Annotated in this window: 21 protein-coding genes; 8 read left to right on the top strand and 13 right to left on the bottom strand. The window is 43.3% G+C overall.

The window, feature by feature from the left end; translation table 11 throughout:
• Positions 1-8: 8 nt before the first annotated feature.
• The 4 genes from FPZ42_RS17560 to dinB all read right to left on the bottom strand — a co-directional run bounded on the left by FPZ42_RS17560 (position 9) and on the right by dinB (position 4,901).
• Positions 9-338, bottom strand: coding sequence for a hypothetical protein (locus FPZ42_RS17560; RefSeq protein ID WP_146273165.1), 330 nt, complete (start codon positions 336-338; stop codon positions 9-11).
• A gap of 54 nt (positions 339-392) precedes the next feature.
• A complete protein-coding gene (locus FPZ42_RS17555; protein ID WP_261382339.1) occupies positions 393-1,856 on the bottom strand; it encodes a family 43 glycosylhydrolase in 1,464 nt (487 codons plus the stop codon).
• A gap of 161 nt (positions 1,857-2,017) precedes the next feature.
• Complete coding sequence (locus FPZ42_RS17550) at positions 2,018-3,322, bottom strand: ammonium transporter (RefSeq protein ID WP_146273163.1); 1,305 nt, start codon at positions 3,320-3,322, stop codon at positions 2,018-2,020.
• A 466-nt stretch (positions 3,323-3,788) separates the two neighbouring features.
• The gene (gene dinB / locus FPZ42_RS17545; protein WP_146273162.1) at positions 3,789-4,901 is read right to left on the bottom strand and encodes a DNA polymerase IV; all 1,113 of its coding nucleotides are present in this window, start codon (positions 4,899-4,901) and stop codon (positions 3,789-3,791) included.
• Positions 4,902-4,957: 56 nt separating this feature from the next.
• Between dinB and FPZ42_RS17540 the strand changes: the two genes are divergently transcribed.
• The 5 genes from FPZ42_RS17540 to FPZ42_RS17515 all read left to right on the top strand — a co-directional run bounded on the left by FPZ42_RS17540 (position 4,958) and on the right by FPZ42_RS17515 (position 8,989).
• On the top strand, positions 4,958-5,530 hold the full coding sequence (locus FPZ42_RS17540; protein ID WP_146273161.1) for a thiamine pyrophosphokinase: 573 nt from the start codon (positions 4,958-4,960) through the stop codon (positions 5,528-5,530).
• A 114-nt stretch (positions 5,531-5,644) separates the two neighbouring features.
• Positions 5,645-6,691: a DUF6515 family protein gene (locus tag FPZ42_RS17530; RefSeq protein ID WP_261382338.1), complete on the top strand. Its 1,047-nt coding sequence runs from the start codon at positions 5,645-5,647 to the stop codon at positions 6,689-6,691.
• Between the two features lie 133 nt (positions 6,692-6,824).
• On the top strand, positions 6,825-7,169 hold the full coding sequence (locus tag FPZ42_RS17525) for a four-helix bundle copper-binding protein (RefSeq protein WP_146273160.1): 345 nt from the start codon (positions 6,825-6,827) through the stop codon (positions 7,167-7,169).
• Positions 7,169-7,783, top strand: a complete 615-nt coding sequence (locus tag FPZ42_RS17520) for a flavodoxin family protein (RefSeq protein ID WP_146273159.1) — start codon at positions 7,169-7,171, stop codon at positions 7,781-7,783. Before FPZ42_RS17525 ends, FPZ42_RS17520 begins: the two co-directional genes overlap by 1 nt.
• Before the next feature lie 18 nt (positions 7,784-7,801).
• Positions 7,802-8,989, top strand: coding sequence for a class I SAM-dependent rRNA methyltransferase (locus FPZ42_RS17515; RefSeq protein ID WP_146273158.1), 1,188 nt, complete (start codon positions 7,802-7,804; stop codon positions 8,987-8,989).
• Here the strand turns inward: FPZ42_RS17515 and FPZ42_RS17510 are convergent, their stop codons facing one another.
• The 9 genes from FPZ42_RS17510 to FPZ42_RS17470 form a co-directional block, all read right to left on the bottom strand.
• On the bottom strand, positions 8,990-9,766 hold the full coding sequence (locus tag FPZ42_RS17510; protein WP_146273157.1) for a TerC family protein: 777 nt from the start codon (positions 9,764-9,766) through the stop codon (positions 8,990-8,992).
• A 184-nt stretch (positions 9,767-9,950) separates the two neighbouring features.
• Positions 9,951-11,261, bottom strand: a complete 1,311-nt coding sequence (locus FPZ42_RS17505; protein WP_146273156.1) for a hypothetical protein — start codon at positions 11,259-11,261, stop codon at positions 9,951-9,953.
• Positions 11,245-11,820 carry a hypothetical protein gene (locus FPZ42_RS17500; protein WP_146273155.1) on the bottom strand — a complete coding sequence of 192 codons (576 nt, stop codon included), beginning with the start codon at positions 11,818-11,820 and terminating at the stop codon, positions 11,245-11,247. The genes FPZ42_RS17505 and FPZ42_RS17500 overlap by 17 nt, the downstream gene beginning before the upstream one ends.
• Positions 11,817-12,377 carry an RNA polymerase sigma factor gene (locus FPZ42_RS17495; RefSeq protein ID WP_186458812.1) on the bottom strand — a complete coding sequence of 187 codons (561 nt, stop codon included), beginning with the start codon at positions 12,375-12,377 and terminating at the stop codon, positions 11,817-11,819. Before FPZ42_RS17495 ends, FPZ42_RS17500 begins: the two co-directional genes overlap by 4 nt.
• A gap of 160 nt (positions 12,378-12,537) precedes the next feature.
• Positions 12,538-13,077: an AAA family ATPase gene (locus tag FPZ42_RS17490; RefSeq protein WP_146273153.1), complete on the bottom strand. Its 540-nt coding sequence runs from the start codon at positions 13,075-13,077 to the stop codon at positions 12,538-12,540.
• Between the two features lie 5 nt (positions 13,078-13,082).
• Positions 13,083-13,712 carry a nicotinamide riboside transporter PnuC gene (gene pnuC, locus FPZ42_RS17485; RefSeq protein WP_146273152.1) on the bottom strand — a complete coding sequence of 210 codons (630 nt, stop codon included), beginning with the start codon at positions 13,710-13,712 and terminating at the stop codon, positions 13,083-13,085.
• A gap of 108 nt (positions 13,713-13,820) precedes the next feature.
• Entirely contained in the window at positions 13,821-14,036 is a 216-nt protein-coding gene (locus FPZ42_RS17480; RefSeq protein WP_146273151.1) for a hypothetical protein, read from the bottom strand.
• A gap of 82 nt (positions 14,037-14,118) precedes the next feature.
• Positions 14,119-14,502, bottom strand: coding sequence for a hypothetical protein (locus FPZ42_RS17475; protein ID WP_186458811.1), 384 nt, complete (start codon positions 14,500-14,502; stop codon positions 14,119-14,121).
• 16 nt (positions 14,503-14,518) lie between these two features.
• Positions 14,519-15,091 carry an RNA polymerase sigma factor gene (locus tag FPZ42_RS17470; RefSeq protein ID WP_261382337.1) on the bottom strand — a complete coding sequence of 191 codons (573 nt, stop codon included), beginning with the start codon at positions 15,089-15,091 and terminating at the stop codon, positions 14,519-14,521.
• 250 nt (positions 15,092-15,341) lie between these two features.
• On the opposite strand from FPZ42_RS17470, the gene FPZ42_RS17465 reads away from it, so the two are divergent.
• The 3 genes from FPZ42_RS17465 (at position 15,342) to FPZ42_RS17455 (ending at position 17,642) form a co-directional block, all read left to right on the top strand.
• A complete protein-coding gene (locus FPZ42_RS17465) occupies positions 15,342-15,707 on the top strand; it encodes a CoA-binding protein (RefSeq protein ID WP_146273150.1) in 366 nt (121 codons plus the stop codon).
• A 121-nt stretch (positions 15,708-15,828) separates the two neighbouring features.
• Positions 15,829-16,440: a superoxide dismutase gene (locus FPZ42_RS17460; RefSeq protein WP_146273149.1), complete on the top strand. Its 612-nt coding sequence runs from the start codon at positions 15,829-15,831 to the stop codon at positions 16,438-16,440.
• Between the two features lie 206 nt (positions 16,441-16,646).
• A complete protein-coding gene (locus tag FPZ42_RS17455; protein ID WP_146273148.1) occupies positions 16,647-17,642 on the top strand; it encodes a zinc-binding dehydrogenase in 996 nt (331 codons plus the stop codon).
• Positions 17,643-17,758 lie beyond the last annotated feature (116 nt).

Below are 17,758 nucleotides of genomic sequence, written 5' to 3'. Positions count from 1 at the left end.
AGCATGAATTAATCCACCCCGGGCTCTATCAGCCTTGGGTTTACGCTGCCGCTGTTGGCCTGGGTTATTTTATGCAGGTTGTATTTGCGTGGCTTATTTTCCTCGTTAACGGTAACCATGCCGTTCTTGTACCAAAGCTCCAGCAATTCACAAGCATGTTCGCGTTCAATATCGTCTCCGCCGGATAGCTCGTGCAAGTGCGCTATCACTTCATCTGCTGTACCTTCGCCAAGATCAGCTAAGGCATAAGCCAGATTTTCTTTAAGCGAAGCCGCAGTGTCATAATGTGCCGGTACGTGCAGTGGCTGGTGTAATTCTCTAAATTCCTGATCGTTCATAGTTAGGCTTTTTAGAAATTACAACTGAAGAGAATAATTGTTGCCAAGCAGGTTCTAATTTACAATAACCTTAAATTTCAATACTTTTACATCGGGCTTAAAAGATTGCCCGCCGTTATTGCTGATAGAAGCGACGCCATTATTAGAATTCACTTCATCGCTTAAGGCAACACCATAGCAACCCGTTGTGGTATTTGAATTTAAAACGATAGCATAACGATTTCCTTTATGTACCGATAGCGAAGGCTTTAGATAAATGTTCTTCGCAGACCAACCTATGTTCTTAGCATCGACATTGCTTTTATATAGAGGCTTGCCTTGCGGCAGCCCGTTTTCATCAGCAGCGTAAATAGCTATTTCAAGGTTTTGATCCGTGCTTCCGGTTTTAAAAGCAGTAATGCTTAAACGAGATAGTTTACCTGTTTTGCCTGCAACAAAAGATTGTGAACGTTGCAAGTCACCGGCTATATCACATTTTGATAAAAAGTTTTTTGTAGCCGAGCCTGCGGCTGATTGCGGCATAGCCTTAGGCAGGCGGTAAGTTTCATAACATTTTAAAGGATTGATAGAACCGTCTGCCGCGAAAGTTAAGGGAGCCCAGTAGTAATTTGCAAGGGCCTCATTTTTAGCTGCATTATTCCATAGGTCACTTCCATAGAGATATACTGCTTGCGAATTGATCTTTATTGTTGACACAAATGAAGGCTGCCCTCCGCATGAATTGTCGCTGATCCGCTTGCCCTCAGACCATGGGCCCAGCGTAGACATCGCGGTTTTATAAGACGTTCCTGTGCCGGAGCAGTAACCACAGTTTGGGTCAGAGTAAGTTACGTAATACCTGCCATTGCGTTTAAACAAACCCGGCGCTTCCGTTTCGCCACTGGTAACCGCTTTAACATGCTCGCCTGTACCGGTGAGGTAATCTGCGCTTAATTTTTCGATCACGATTGTGCCCTTTGTTCGCCAGTCGGTATAAGCTAAGTATGCTATCCCGTCATCGTCAACAAAGGTATCGTGGTCGCCATTGTTAAGGCCGGCAGCAGGCATATCGCCATTCACGGCAAGTATAGGTTCGGCCACCTCGGTAAAAGGCCCAACCGGCGACCTGGATGTGAACACCCTGTATCCAACTACATTATCATAAACGTTTATCCAAAGCACATAAAGTTTAGTAAGCTTGTTATAAATAACATGTGGCCTAAAGCATCCATAAGTTTTACCATCGCAGCGTGTTTGCCAGATTTTTGTTTTGGCGTCAAACAAGTATCCGCGATCGGTCCAATTGTTCAGGTCTTTCGAGGAGTAAACTTTAAATCCGCAAAACGGGGCTCCTTTGTTGCCCCACTCAAAGCCACAATCGTAACTGGTGCCATATAAATAATAAACACCGTGGAACTGCGCAATTTCACCATCGTGCGCGTCAACAGCGTCTCCGGCTGTGCTGTAACGCACAATCTGCCTTCCTTTGTTGTCAAAGTTCTTTATCTGCGCGCTAACGACGTTTGGGGCTAATAGCAAAAGAGCAATTAAAATGAGAGGAAGTTTTAGGTTGTTACATGCCGTCATAAAACAAAGCTATGGTTACAATTGGAGCCTGCAAGCCAAAAAACAAAAAAAGGGGCCGAAGCCCCTTTCCAGTTAGTTAGTTAGTTTAGTGTATGATAGTTGAGGTTTGAATTCTATAATTCTTCGTCGTGCTGTGAAACGTCCAAACCGGCAAGCTCATCCTCAGGTGTAACACGCAGAGGGCTTATCAGGTCGGTAACTTTTAACAGGATGAATGCACCTATAAAGGCAAATGCAGAAACCGCAACCAGTGCAATAAGGTGTTTTACAAACAATCCGGTTTCACCGTAAAACAAGCCATTCGCACCGGCAGCATTAACGCTTTTTGTAGCAAAAACACCTGTTAACAGCATTCCTACCATGCCACCTACACCGTGGCAAGGGAATACGTCAAGCGTATCATCAATGTTGGTTTTGCTTCTCCAGATCACTACAAGGTTACTTACTACTGCAGCTACAATACCTACTACAAGTGAACTTGATACGGTGATATAACCGGCAGCAGGGGTTACAGCAACTAAACCTACAACTGCGCCAATACAGGCACCCATTGCAGATGGTTTTTTACCTCTCAGGATATCAAAGAAGATCCATGACATTGCTGCAGCTGCTGAGGCTGTTGTAGTAGTAGCCAGGGCTGTTGCCGCTAATTCGCCTGATGCCAACGCAGAACCTGCGTTAAAGCCAAACCAGCCGAACCATAGTAAACCGGTACCTAATATTACGTAGCTGATACGCGCAGGGGTATGCGACTCAGGCACCTCATTACGTTTTTTAAGATAAAGAGCCGAAGCTAAAGCAGCCCAACCTGCAGACATGTGTACAACGGTACCACCGGCAAAGTCAAGCACTCCCATTTTGAAGAAGAAACCATCAGGGTGCCATGTAGCGTGTGCAAGGGGAATGTATACCACCACTATAAATAATGTGATGAAAATAAGATAAGAATTGAAACGGATACGTTCTGCAAATGCGCCAGTGATCAACGCCGGGGTGATAACCGCAAACTTAAGCTGGAACATTGCAAAAAGTATTACCGGTATTGTACCGCCAAGCCAAGCAACGCCCAGGGTATTCTGCATCATGAAAAATGTTTTGGGATTGCCCAAAAAGCCACCGCCAATATCATCACCAAATGCCATGCTGAAACCAAATACTACCCAAATAATAGTAATGAGGCCCATACATACAAAGCTTTGAAGCATGGTTGATATTACGTTCTTTTTACGCACCATACCGCCATAGAAGAAGGCGAGGCCGGGCGTCATTAATAATACCAGCGCGGTTGAGATAAGCATCCATGCTATATCCGCACCGTTGTAAGTGGTAGCAGGCTTTGCTGCAACAGTAGCGCCCGGATAAATCAGGGCAAGCACCACCACGATAACAAGAATGAGAAAGGGTACAATTTTTTTCATTTCGTTAGTTTAAGTGAAAGTTTAGTTAATTGATCAGTTAATTAATAGTTAGTTAGTCAGTAAAATCAGGGTAAAATATTTTTTGGCCACCATATCGGCCTGTATTTACATTTTAAAACGCAATGTGTATTCAATAAAACAATATTTGTCCCTTTCAACAACCAATTCAGGGCTCATATTTCCATAATATTCTCAATGTTTAATTAAAATCAGTTGGAATCTCACTTTAAATAGAAGTATTCTTCTGTTAAACCGTTAGAGCATCAAGAATATTTATTTTTCTTATTGTTTATTTAGCTAAAATAACGACTTTAAAATAATATTGTCAATAAAAAACACTTTTTTTTGAAATTTTATTTCAAAAAATATCACATTTATGAAAATAATAGATTTTTCAGCGGTTTTTAAGCAAGTAAAAGACTACTAAAAACTAATGTTTTAAAAGAAAACAGAAGATTAGGGAAGATTAAATCTGCTGATCGAAGAGATCTAACTGTTCTGAGGAAGTTTTCGTACGGATTTCCGGCGGATAAAAATTAGAAAGCGTTATTCCAAGCAATCTAACGCTGGAATTTTCCAGATCGGTGGCGTCGAGCAAACGTTTTGCAGTATCGGCAATGAAATTGGCATCATTATCACCTTCAGTAAAAGATTGGCTGCGTGTTATTTGTTTAAAATCACTGTATTTTATTTTAAGTGTTACTGTACGGCCTTTTAACTGATACCGCAACAGTCGCTCGTTCACAGTTTTCGCGATCTTCTCCAGTTCAGCGTACATTTCTTCTGCCGTTGTCAGGTCGTAAGGAAAAGTATCTTCGGCCCCAACAGATTTGGTCTCGCGATGCGGCTGCACGGGGCGGTCATCTACGCCTCTAACAATGTCAAAGTAAAAGCCGCCTGCTTTACCAAAACGGCTAACCATATCTTCTTTGCTCAGCGCTTTCAGATCGGCACCTGTAAATAAACCCTGCTTTTTCATTTTATCTGCAGTTACTTTGCCCACACCGTAAAATTTATCAACCGGCAGGTTTTCGATAAATTTTTCGATGGATGATGGTCCTATGAAAGTAAGTCCATCGGGTTTTTTTAGGTCTGATGCTATTTTCGCAACAAATTTATTGACAGATACCCCTGCAGAGGCGGTTAGCTGCAATTCATCTTTTATAGCCTGCTTTATCTGGTGCGCTACCTCAATGGCCGAGCCGATGTTCAGCTTATCTGCGGTAACATCCAGGTAGGCTTCGTCAAGCGAGAGGGGTTCTATCAGATCCGTATACCTGCTAAATATCTCGCGGATCTTTTGCGATACTTCTTTGTATGCAGCAAAGCGAGGCCTTACAAACAGCGCATGCGGACAAAGCTTTAAAGCTTGTTTTGAGGGCATGGCCGATCGTACGCCAAATTTGCGTGCTTCGTAGCTTGCTGTTGCTACCACGCCGCCGCGGCCTTCGGGCAGGCCGCCTACCACAAGCGGTTTACCGCGGTATTCAGGAAAGTCGCGTTGTTCAACAGACGCGTAAAATGCATCCATATCTATATGGATGATCTTGCGTTGTTGTTTCCCATGTTCCTGTGCCATTTAATCAAAGCTATTAATTTAACATACCTTTGCCAAAAGGGTTATTGAGGTATAATATGTCATCACATCACATTGTTCGCGAAAAACAAGAGCCGGCTTTGCTTATAATAAGCCTTGATAATTTTTCGCACGAACTTTTAGGCCAATTATTAGAGTGGAGCCCAACTGTTATTGCTGTTGCTGAGGTTGCCGAACAGCTGGCTATCTATGAAATAAAAGTAGATGTTATTATTAGTAATGAATCCTCACATTTTGCGCAATCAGACGTAAAAATTATACCGCCTGCATCACAAACGCCGGTAGCTGCAGCGTTAACTTATCTTATCAATAATAGCTATCCATCAATTAACGTAATTGCAAGCGATCTCATACTAACTGATTTTGAACCCTACGTCAGCAAGATCAACATTGTATTATATAGTGGTAACCGCAAAATATACCCGGTAACAAACGGCTTTAAAAAATGGAAACCGGGTAACGAAATTGTCGAAATATTATCCATATCTTCAAGTTTGAAAATCAGTGGGTTAAGCTTGCAATCAAGCCGGTCTTATCTCACCAATCATGATGGTTTTTTCAGTTTGGAGTTTGAAGATCCATTTGTTTTTATTTCCGAAGAGATCGAATAAAATATCGGCTTACTTTTTGTGTAAAAATAATTTAAATGGCATTAAACCGTTAGTGCCTTGTTTAGTCAAATAGTAACATTAGCGTAAGGGCGCTGGTGCTTTTATAAATTCAAGATGAGAACAGCATATAAAAAATTATTAACAATAGCCTTAAGCGGAATGATGTTCCTTGGCTTAGGCTTAGACGCAAACGCTCAGCGTGGCGCTCGCGGCGGCGGTGGTGGATTTAGTGGAGGCGGTCGTGGGTCATTTGGCGGCGGCGGTGGTGGCGGCTTCAGTCGTCCTTCTGGCGGTGGCTTTAGCAGGCCATCAATGGGGATGTCTCGCCCGCAAGGTTCTTTTAGCCGTCCTTCAATGGGGGCAGCTCCTAACCGGGGTAGCTTCGGTGGTACCCGCCCACAGATGGGTGGCGCGGTACAAGGCAGAAGCAGCTACGGTTTTAGCAACCGTGGTAATTACGCAGGTCGCCCTTCAATGGGTGTAAATTCACGTGGTTCATACTCACGCGGTTACTACGGTGGCCGTTACGGTTATGGCTATGGCCGTCCTTATGGATACGGCTACCGCAGTAACTATTATGGCCCGCGTTACTTTGGTTATGGTTTTTATAACTACCGCGGTTACTACAATTCTTACTATTTACCACGTATTGGTTTTAGCATAGGTGTACTGCCATTTGGTTATTATCCTTTCTGGTGGAACAATTATCAGTATTATTATGCTGATGGTTTGTACTATCAATATAACGATAACCAATACACAGTGGTAGAGCCACCGGTAGGTGCTGAAGTAAAATCACTACCATCAAAAGCAGAGCCGATCACCATTAACGGCGAGCAGTTCTACGAGTCTAACGGTGTATACTACCGCGCAGTGACTAAAGATGATGGTACAGTAACTTACGAAGTTGCCGGTAAAGATGGCCAACTGGAAACCAGCAATGGTGGCGGTGACCAAGGCGACTACCAAGCTTACCAGGTAGGTGACATTATCACTTCATTACCAGAGGATAGCCGCAAAATAAAAGTAAACGGCGAAAAACTGTGGGTTTCTCCTGATGGTACTTATTTCCAGGAGCAACGCGATGAGAACAATAAAAAGGTTTACAAAGTTGTTGGCCTGTCAACCGAAGAAGATCAGGGTGACGATAACCAACAATAATATTTCTGAACATTAGCTTCATAAAAAGCGGAGGTCTCAATCACCTCCGCTTTTTTGTTTTAGTGCATTTTTAATTAATCGAAACATTTTTAATCGAGGGTATATTCCTATAATATCATTAAAAGAATATACTATGGAAAATCATGATCACACCGCCCTGATAAAAAAGCTGTTAGCTTGCGTTGAAGCTTGCGAAAATTGTGCTACCGCTTGTTTAAATGAGCAGGAAGTAAAACCTATGGTACGCTGCATCAGCCTTGATAGAGATTGTGCCGATATATGTTCACAAGCGGCAAGGCTTTTAGAGCGCCGTTCTGAAATAGCACATCAATACCTGGTACTTTGCGAAGAAATATGCCACATGTGTGCAGAAGAATGTGGTATGCATGACCACGAACATTGCCAGCGTTGCGCTGCTGCTTGCCGCGAGTGTGCCGAGGCCTGCCATGAACACCACCAACCAATAACGCAAGACTAATGAAAGCATTGGTGCTCAACTGCACACTAAAAAGATCACCGGAGGTTTCTAACACCGAGGCTTTGGCCAACGAAGTTGTTGCCGAAATGCAACGCCTGGGCGTGAGTACAAAAATCATTCGCGTAGCAGATCATAACATTGCCGTCGGTACAAAATCAGACATGGGTGAGGGCGATGGGTGGCCTGTTATTCTTAAAGAATTGCTGGATTCGGAGATATTGATATTTGCTACGCCAACATGGGTAGGCACCATGTCGAGCATGGCGCTTAAGGTGCTTGAGCGTATGAACGGACTTTACCCCGCCAAGGACGAGCAGGGCCGGCCGGTAACCTTTAACAAAGTAGCCGGCTTTGTAGTAACCGGAGAAGAAGATGGTGCAAGGCATGTGGTAACAGAAATTGCCGGGGCATTGATGGATGTTGGTTTTACCATTGCGCCGCAATCATACACTTATTGGAACAATGGCCCCGGCCCAGGTGGCAAATACCTGGAAAGTGATTACCGCAAAGATTGGTCGATAGAGGTCGCTAAAGCTGCTGCCAACAATATTGTTGCAGTTGCAAAGGCTTTGCAGGTAACCCCTATGCCGGGCATGGCTGATAATGCCCTTTGATATTATTACCTTTGCCGCATGATTGACGTTGTATTAAAGAAAGGCAAAGAGAAAGCTGTTTTACAAAGGCACCCATGGGTATTTTCGGGTGCTATTGAGCATGTAAAAGGCAAACCCGTTAACGGCGAAGTGATCCGTTTGCTTGATGGGAAAAAAGCTTTTCTTGCTTACGGTTTTTATAACGATCAATCGCGTGTGGCTGTTCGTTTGCTGGAGTGGGATGAGAATGTAGATATTAACGATGAATGGTTTCGCCAGAAAGTAAGAATGGCCGTTGCAGGTCGTGCTGATGTTTTGTCAGATGGGCAAACAGATACTTGCCGATTGATCTTCAGCGAATCTGATTACCTACCTGGTCTTATTGTTGATAAATACGCCGACAATCTGGCTGTGCAGGTGCTTACCTCAGGCATCCAGAATGTGATGCCGGTAATTATAGATGAACTAAACAATCTTTTAAAGCCAACCAGTATTTTTGATAAGAGCGACGCTACATCCCGTGCACATGAAGGTTTGGAAACTTCAAACGTTTTATTAGCGGGCACCAATCCACCGGAGCTGGTGATGGTGAAAGAGAACGGCATTACCTATGGAATTAACATCGCCGAAGGCCAAAAATCCGGCTTCTACTGCGACCAGCGCGACAACCGGCGTATATTGGCACACTATGCTAAAGGCAAAAACGTGTTAGATTGCTTTTGCTATACCGGCGGCTTTAGCTTGAATGCATTCTATAATGGTGCTGCGTCGGTTACCAGTGTGGATAGTTCCGCATTGGCGATAGAGACGCTGCAGGAAAACATCCGCCTAAATAAATTTGAGAGCGAAAAGCACACCGCAATTAAATCTGATGTGAACGCGCAATTGCGCAAGTTCAGGGACGAGGAAGCAAAATTTGATATCATCGTGCTCGATCCACCTAAATATGCGCCATCACGCTCCGCGCTTGACAGGGCATCACGGGCTTATAAAGATCTTAACCGCATCGGCATTCAATTACTAAACAGTGGCGGTTTACTTGCCACTTTCTCCTGCTCGGGCGCTATGGATATGGAAACCTTTAAACAAGTGCTTGCCTGGGCTGCGTTAGATGCAGGTAAGCAAGTACAATTTATCTACCAGTTTAACCAGCCTGAAGACCACCCTGTAAGGGCATCATTCCCGGAGGGTGAATACCTTAAAGGCCTGCTTTGCCGCGTTTGGTAATTATTTAGTTGCTGGTTTTTTAAGCTTGCTACCTTTTGCGTTTTTCGATTTCATCTTCAGGTTCAGCATCTCTACTAATACGGAGAACGCCATGGCAAAATAGATATAACCTTTAGGGATGTGTTGTTCAAATGCTTCGGCTAAAAGCGAAACGCCTATCAGCAATAGGAATGATAAGGCCAGCATTTTTACCGTTGGGTGCTTATTTACAAAGTTGGCAACCCCGGCAGATGACCACATCATAATGCCAACAGCAATAACCACTGCAGCTACCATTATCTCTATGTGCTGCGCCATACCAACAGCAGTAATTACAGAATCGAGGGAGAAAACGATATCCAGCAGCATGATCTGCACAATTGTTCCCCAAAAAGAATGGGCTTTAACATTATCTCCGCTCTCTTCATCGCCCTCAATTTTATGATGGATCTCGGCTGTGCTTTTATAAATAAGGAATAAACCACCTACTATAAGGATTAAGTCTCTTCCCGAAATAGCGAGTTTTTCTACCCATTCTGCATTGGTTATGCCCACTATGCCTGATAGGTTAAATAATGGTGCAGTAAGTTTCATTACCCAACTTATACCAAAGAGTAACAACACACGGGTTATCATGGCCATGGCCAAACCCAGCCTGCGCCCTTTATTTTGTTGTTCTTTAGGAAGCTTATCGGCCAGGATAGATATAAATATCACGTTATCTATACCCAGTACAATTTCCAGAAATGTGAGCGTAACAAGAGAGATCCAGGCCTCCGGGTCGGTAAATATTTCCATGCAGATGTTTATTGTTGCTACTAAAATAGAAAAACCCCTGCCTTTGTTGGCAAGGGTGTGATATTTTTCTATTAAAGGATGTCATTGTGAGCGAAGCGCGGCAATCTCCTTGCGTTTAGTTTACGTAGGCGACGAGGTTGCCACGTCGTTCCTCCTCGTAATGGCACGTTAGGTTAACCTAAATTTACTTAAACTGTATCTCCGCAAATCTTGCGTTTACCACTACATTGGGGCCGCTGTTATTTTTACCTACATAGCCTTTGTAGGTTTTGGTTTGCGACCAGCCTTTATCTTCGTCTGACGGCGTTTTGGTGATAATTTTTACTTTATCATCGTCAAAGTTAAAGCTGCCTAATCTGGTAGTCACATCAAAATTAAAGTTAAGGGCTTGGGCAAAATCGAGATTGATTTTTGTGTTTGATGCATTGATGTTCAGGTTTTTCATCGTTTTATCAATAGCGCCAATGCTTAAGCCATCACCAAATTTTACGCTGATATCTGCAGATGTTTTTAATTTATCAATGCTTACATCAGAAAAGCTAAATGATGCTGCACTATTATCGATCGTACCTGCCTTAAACTTGCTGAACTCTACCTTCAAACGCTCTCCGTTATAAAAGGCAATAGTTGAAGGATTGTCCTGTGAAAATTTAATGGATACATCATTTTGGGCATTGGTAAGTTGTTGGGCTATCAATGAGCCAAATTGAACTTTTAAAGTAGCCTTTCCGCTTAGATTTGGTAAGGTTACCGAGCCAAACTTGTTATCAATATCCAGGGCGTTTCCTGCAGGCATGTATATCACATAATCTATGTTCATGGTTTGCCTGGTATTGTTTCTGCCTTCTTTGTTGCTCCATGTTTTGGTACGAAATGATACTACTGATCCATTCTTGCTATCGATGATCGAAGTCCCGTCGGCCATCTCATCAACCAGGCTTGCATCTTCTGATGCGAATTTCATTGATACGTCAACCTTAAATTCGTTCTTGTTCCAGGTGTTAACTTTAATTTTACCAAAACGATTGCTGATCTGCAGGATATCGTTTGCATCTGCTGGGTAGTTTTTGCTGTATACCTTTGTTTTTTCTTTGATCTCGCCGCTGGCTACTTTTTGGCGGTATTCCTCATCGGATAAATTACTGCCATTAAAATCGAGGTTTCCCTGCGGAATAAGATCGTTAAAGCTGCCTGAAAAATCTTTTCCGAAATCCTTAAAATCAGCTTTAAACTTCCTGCTAAAGTTTTTCATGGAAAGGCTCATCTTCCTTGTTTGATCGGTAGATAGCTTTGCCATTTTTTTGCTCAGGTCGGCCAATTTTGCATCAAGCTTTGCCATGTTTTTGTTGAAACCTTCAGTGTCGAAGTTTTTGTCCAGCTTATAATTTTCTGGCGGAAGCGGTGGCAATGGTGGGCTTATTTGTGCAAGCACGCCGGAACCTGCAGCCAATACAACAATGATTGCTATAAAGGCTATATTAAATACTTTTTTCATGTTGTTCGTTCTTACTGTCGTTAAACTGTTGAATTACACTTAGCTGCTGGTTAAGCACTTCCGTTTGTATTTGCAAGTTCCGGATCATTGCACGTAACACACGTTCCTGGTTGGGTGATGTTGCTAACTCAGCATTTAATTTTTTATAGATGGATTGCATCCTCGTGATCTCGCCGTTGAACTCCTGGTATAGCTGAGGGTCAAACTTGGCGATCTGCTTTAACTCGTTTTTCTGTGTTTCAATAACCGATACCAGGTGTACCTGCTGTTTGGCATAAGATGGATTGATGTCTGCAAGATCAACACCGTTGTTATTGGTTTTTAAGGTTTTAAGATACACCGCAAAGCCTAAGCCCATTACTACGATAACCGATGCCGCAACTTTTAGCACAAAGCTTAACGAAAAGGTTTTTGCTTCCTTTTTTATAGGTAGCTGCGCCTGCTGCTCGTCAAAAGTGTCAAGCTCCTTGGCAATGTTTGCCCATATATCGGCACGTGGTTCCAGGTCGTCAAATTGTTCCCGGTTCTGGCTAATAAAATCTTCCAAACGCTTGCTCATCTCGTTATTCCTTTCTTCATCAATATCTCGCTCAGTTTTCGCTTTGCTCTCAAAAACTGCGTGCGGGATGTGTTTTCGCTAATGTTTAAAATTTGACCTATTTCTTCGTGGTCGTATCCTTCTAACAGGTATAAGGATAGCACTACTCTATAGCCTTCAGGTAATTCCTTCATGGCTTCTTTTATTTGCGCTACCTGGTATTGTACATCCTCGTCATCCCATGGTTCTTCGTCAGGCACATTATCCAGGTGGCCGTCTTCTATTTCCACGAGCTCTAACCGCCGTTTGCGCAAAAGGTTGATAGAGCGGTTCACTACGATCTGTTTAAGCCAAAGGCCAAAAGTGGTATCCTGCCTAAAGTCCTTCAGCTTGTTAAAAGCATCCGTGAAAGATTCCTGCAGCACATCTTCGGCCTCGCCAATATTGCCTGTAATTCTAAAGGCAACGTTCAGCATTGCTTTAGCATACAGGCGGTAAAGCTCATAGCAGGCTTTTTTATTGCCCTGCTTGCACTCAACCACCAGATTGTAATGTTTATCTACGTATACGGCTTCCAAAATTGTTGACAGGTTTCAGATTAAATGACGCAGGGCATTCAACAACGTTGCACGGAGGGTGAAAAAAAGTGTTGGGATCTGAATTTACAGAATTTTAAAATGGAGAAAATGCCTGTAAAATCTCTTTAATCCAGCAAATGCTATGTGGCGAGAAAATTCTCTAATGTTGCAAATTCTGATTCAGATAACTATCTATCGCCGCCACCGCTCTCTCATACCGCTCGGGCCCGGTGCCTGATATTACGGTGTAATTGGCGTTAAGGGCTTTAAGCTCCTGATGCCAAACGCTCATAAAATGTTCGCGCATATCAGGAAAATCTCGCAATGGGTCATCTTCCCAGGCAAGGTCAATATTTAAAAGGAGGTAAAGATCATACGGATGTTTAGGCAGCTCATCCAGAACTTCCTGAGGAGATGAACCAAACATCTGGTCGCTCCATATTTTTACCGTTATAAAAGTGGTATCGCAGATGAGCAATTTGTTGGCCTGCGGTTCCAATTTTTCTTCAAGCGCAAGCTGCCCGTAAAACATGTTGATCTCATCCTGCCAGGTTGGTGGCTCGGTCAGCTTTTCGCAGTAGCCACGGGCATACTCAGGCACCCAAACGGTTTGGTAATGCTTAGCCAAAAAGGCCGACATGGTTGATTTACCTGTCGACTCCGGACCTACTACTGCTATTTTGATGATGTTTGATGTCATTAGTCTTAATTCTGAGGTTGCTGTTGCTGATATTCCCGTTTCCAATCACGGTATCCTAAAGCGGCAATTATCAATAAAATAAAAAACAAGATAGACGTAGCTTGTAAATCTTTTTTGAAATAGATAATCGTATAAATGATATCGACAAAAACCCATAGCAACCAGTTCTGAAGCACTTTACGGGTTAAGAAAAATTGAGCTACAAAGCTACAGCAAGTGCAAAAGCTATCAAGATAAGGATATACTGGTGGGCGATAATTTAGCTTTTGTGTAAAAGTGATAAGTGTAAACCCTAAAACAGGAGTAAAAACAGCAATAAATAATAGTGCATAAAGTGTTTGTCGCTTGCTTATTGAAACTATCGGTGCTTTATTCTCCGTAATCGTATTACGACTCCAATGATACCAGCCATACATGCTTATCACGCATAGGTAAACGTTTTGAAGCATATCTGCGTAAAATGCGGCCTGTTGATAAACATAGATGTACAAAGCCGTGCTTAGGATAGCAATTGGCCAGTTTAGGATATGGTTTTTGGCAGCCAAATAAACGCATACAAGAGATGTAATGGCTGCCGTTAACTCTTGCCATGTTTGATGCTGCCACCATACCTGCAATGCATGTAAAATTTGCATGCGTAAATATAGAAGGATAGTTGGTTAGTTTGCAGTTACCATTGGGCGGTTTGCAGCACAAGCTTAGAATTTTCTACTGCAACCCGCATACCGCCAACCGCAGACTGTCTAATAAGGCAACTCCTCGCACATAAAGCCGGCTACGTGCAGGGCATGGCTAATGGTTTGCGGTTCCAATCCGTAACTCACTACCCGTAATATGTTATCGCAGTCCTCCAGGTCAAAATTGTATTGCTTAATATCTTTCATGGCCGAAAGCATCAATTGTACCCTGCCTGCATCCTGCTGGCTGGCTACACTTGTTTTAAATATCAGTACATCCATGGTGTTTTATGTTTTATAGAGGCATATATTTTCAAAAAGTCATGCTGTCTGTCATCTGGCGGGCAGCATGACTTTTTGGGATCTACTCTGCTTTTTGCTCGTAGGCAGGCTGTGTAACCGGGTCTTTGAAATCCTTCATCCAGTCGCCGCGGCGTTTGCCCCATCGGCAACGGTCTTGCCATTGCTCTTTAAAGCGGGCGCGCTCTTCCGGGCTCATGTTCCTGAATTTTTCTTCCATCATGCGTTTTTTACGCATCCATGGCGCACCGCCACCCCGCGGGCCTCCAAAACCAAATAATATCTTACTCAGTACAAAAATGCCCATGGCCTGCCAGTAATTTATTGGGCCAACGTGTAGTATATCTGGCAATAAACCGTTCCACAGTGACATTACTGCCAGGCTTACCAGAGCCAGTATCCCGGCGAAGCAAAACGGCATCAGTATGAATTTTAATTTTCTGTTCATGATTCTCTTTATGTCTTTAATATTCTGTTATCTCTTTGTACAATTGTTTTAACCTGCTACGCAGGTGCAGTACCGCATAGCGTTTGCGCGATACCAGGGTGTTCACATTCTCACCTGTGCGTTTGGCAATTTCTTCATACGGAATATCATCAAGCTCGTGCCATACAAAAACCTGGCGCTGGTTCTCAGGCAGCTCATCAAGAGCGGCAAAAAGTTGTTCCCAAAAAAGGTTGCGGATGTATTCGGTCTCGGGAGTTGTGGCCTCCTGCATAAGTATCCCGGCAAAGTCGGGGTCATCACCATCTTCATCACCGGCAGGCGAAAGATCATCTAACAAGCTTTCTTTATGTTTTTTATGCTTATCAAGTATCTTGTTGCGTGCTACGCGATAAAGCCATGCACCGGTCTGTTCAATTGTACTGGTATCAACCACATTGCTGAACTGGTACCAAACATCCTGCAGAATGTCTTCGGCATCGGCATCGTTCTTTACCCGCTTGCGGATAAAACCCAACAAGCTTTTACCATACGATGCTATTGTTTGTATGATGTGGCTGTTTTTATCCTGGGGCATTGCTACGATTTCCAACTTTGTAGGTTTTATAAAGGTAATGACGACCGTGCTTTTAGAACCTTTTAAAGTTTTTTAATTTTTTTGAGAGAAGGGTGGAGCGCGTTGTTAGAGCAGGGACAATCCGGTTTGATATAAATAGATCTTTTCGTCAAGCATTGAATTCATTATTCACTGTTAGAGCCCTTTTTGACAAATTAGTTCCCGCTCTCGCACCGATATCCCGCTCCACAAAAAAACCAACGGTAACCTTACCTGTTATAAACTTATGGCTGATAAAAAAACATTGATATTAGGCGCCACACCAGACCCGAGCCGATATGCTTACCTGGCCGCCAATAGGCTGGTTAGTCACGGGCATAGTATTGTTAACGTGGGTATTAAAACCGGTGAGGTAGCGGGCGTAAAGATCGAGAAGCCTGAAACTATCCATACAGATATAGATACCATCACACTTTATGTAGGGCCGCAGAACCAGCCGCCTTTGTATGATTACATAATCAAAACCAAACCCAAGCGGATCATCTTTAATCCCGGTACGGAAAATTCTGAACTCCGCCGAATGGCAAACGAAAACGGTATTGACACAGATTACGCATGTACATTGGTGTTGCTATCGGTAGGGCAGTATTAATGATGGCTGAAATGGCGTCAGGTTATCATATTATTAAATGACATTTCATTAGAACAAAAAGTAATATCTGCGCTTATATTTGCTACATCACGATATAGTTTAACCATTAAATTTTAATATTATGGCATTTACCCTTCCAGCGTTACCTTACGCTACTGACGCCCTTGAACCACACATTGATAAAGCTACTATGGAAATTCACCATGGTAAACACCACCAGGCATATGTTACCAACCTAAACAAAGCTTTAGAAGGTAAGCCTGAGGCTGATGGCAAAATTGAAGATATCATCAAAAATATATCAAAATACCCTGCTGCTGTACGCAACAATGGTGGTGGTCATTACAATCACTCTCTGTTTTGGACTTTGCTTTCACCAAGCGGCGGCGGCGAACCTACAGGCCCGTTAGCTGATGCTATTAAAAGCACTTTTGGCTCATTTGCTGATTTTAAAACCAAAGTATCTGAAGCAGGCGCAACCCGTTTTGGTTCTGGCTGGGCATGGTTAATTGTTGGTGCCGATAAAAAATTGGCGGTTACTTCAACTCCTAACCAAGATAACCCGTTGATGGATATTGCTGAAGTAAAAGGTACGCCTATACTGGGTATCGACGTTTGGGAACACGCTTACTACCTTAAATACCAAAACCGTCGCCCTGATTATTTAGCAGCGATCTGGAACGTGATCAACTGGAACCACGTTTCTGAGTTATACGCTAAAGCGATAGCATAAGGCGTCATCCAAGCCTTCTCTTAAGGAGAAGGCTTAAGAAATATGAAGCGGCAGGTAAACAATCTGCCGCTTTTTTATTTAGTAATATTACATACATAAGCCTCACCTAAATCCTCTTCAAAGGAGAGGACTTGGAGAAAAGAGTCTTTTAGAACCCTCTCCTTTGGAGAGGGTAGGGTGAGGCCAAAATAATTAAACATTATTCCATGAAAGCCGTAGTACTCGAATCAGCAGAAAACCCGATAATAGTTAAAGAAGTTTCCAAACCATCACCCGGCGCAGGGGAGGTATTGGTGCAGATAAAAGCAGCTGCATTAAATCGCAGAGATTTTTGGATTACGCAGGGTAAATATGCGGGGATAAAATATCCGACCATCCTGGGTGCCGACGGCTCAGGCATAGTTACTGAAGCCGGCGAAGGTGGGGCCGATTGGATGGGCAAAGAAGTGATCATCAACCCATCTCATAACTGGGGTGAACATGCCGAGTTCCAGGGAAAGGATTTTAAGATACTGGGGCTGCCTGATGATGGTACCATGGCCGAATACGTTTTGGTAAAGGCGGAATATCTTTACCCGAAACCGACGCATTTGGACTGGGAGCAGGCGGCAGCCATACCTTTGGCCAGTTTAACCGCTTACCGTGCATTGTTTACCAAAGCGCATTTAAAAAAGGGCGATAAGGTTTTGATAGTTGGCGTTGGCGCGGGTACGGGTACTTTCCTGTTGCAATGGGCTGTGGCTGCAGGCGCACAGGTTTTTGTAACATCCGGCAGTGGTGATAAATTAGACCGGGCCAAACAGCTTGGGGCATCGGCAGGCGTAAATTATAAGGCACAAGATTGGGCGCAGGAGTTAAAACATCTTGCAGGCGGCTTTGACATTGTGGTTGATAGCGCTTTGGGCCCTGATTTTGCCAAAATACCCGATGTTTGCAATCCGGGCGCCCGGATCGTTTTCTTCGGCGGTACGGCAGGTAACATCCCTGAAATAAATGCGCGACCGTTATTCTGGAAACAGATCCAGATCCTGGGTACAACTATGGGTACGCAGGAAGAATTTAAAGCGATGCTTGCATTTGTTAACGAGCACAACATTGTGCCTGTAGTAGATGAGATTTATCCCCTTGCCGATGCAAAAGCGGCCTTTGAAAAAATGGGTGCATCAAAACAGTTTGGTAAGATAGTGCTGAAGATATCCTGACAGCACGCAGAAACCTTGGGAGTTATCAACATTTCTGAACATTAATAGCATTTTAATATTTTACGTGCTATATAATTTCTAATTTTCGCCTTTGGTTTTGTGATTGATTTTTTACC

The organism is Mucilaginibacter achroorhodeus, from assembly GCF_007846095.1.
Classification (GTDB): Bacteria; Bacteroidota; Bacteroidia; order Sphingobacteriales; family Sphingobacteriaceae; genus Mucilaginibacter; species Mucilaginibacter achroorhodeus.
This window is presented reverse-complemented; position numbering and strand designations above follow the sequence as displayed.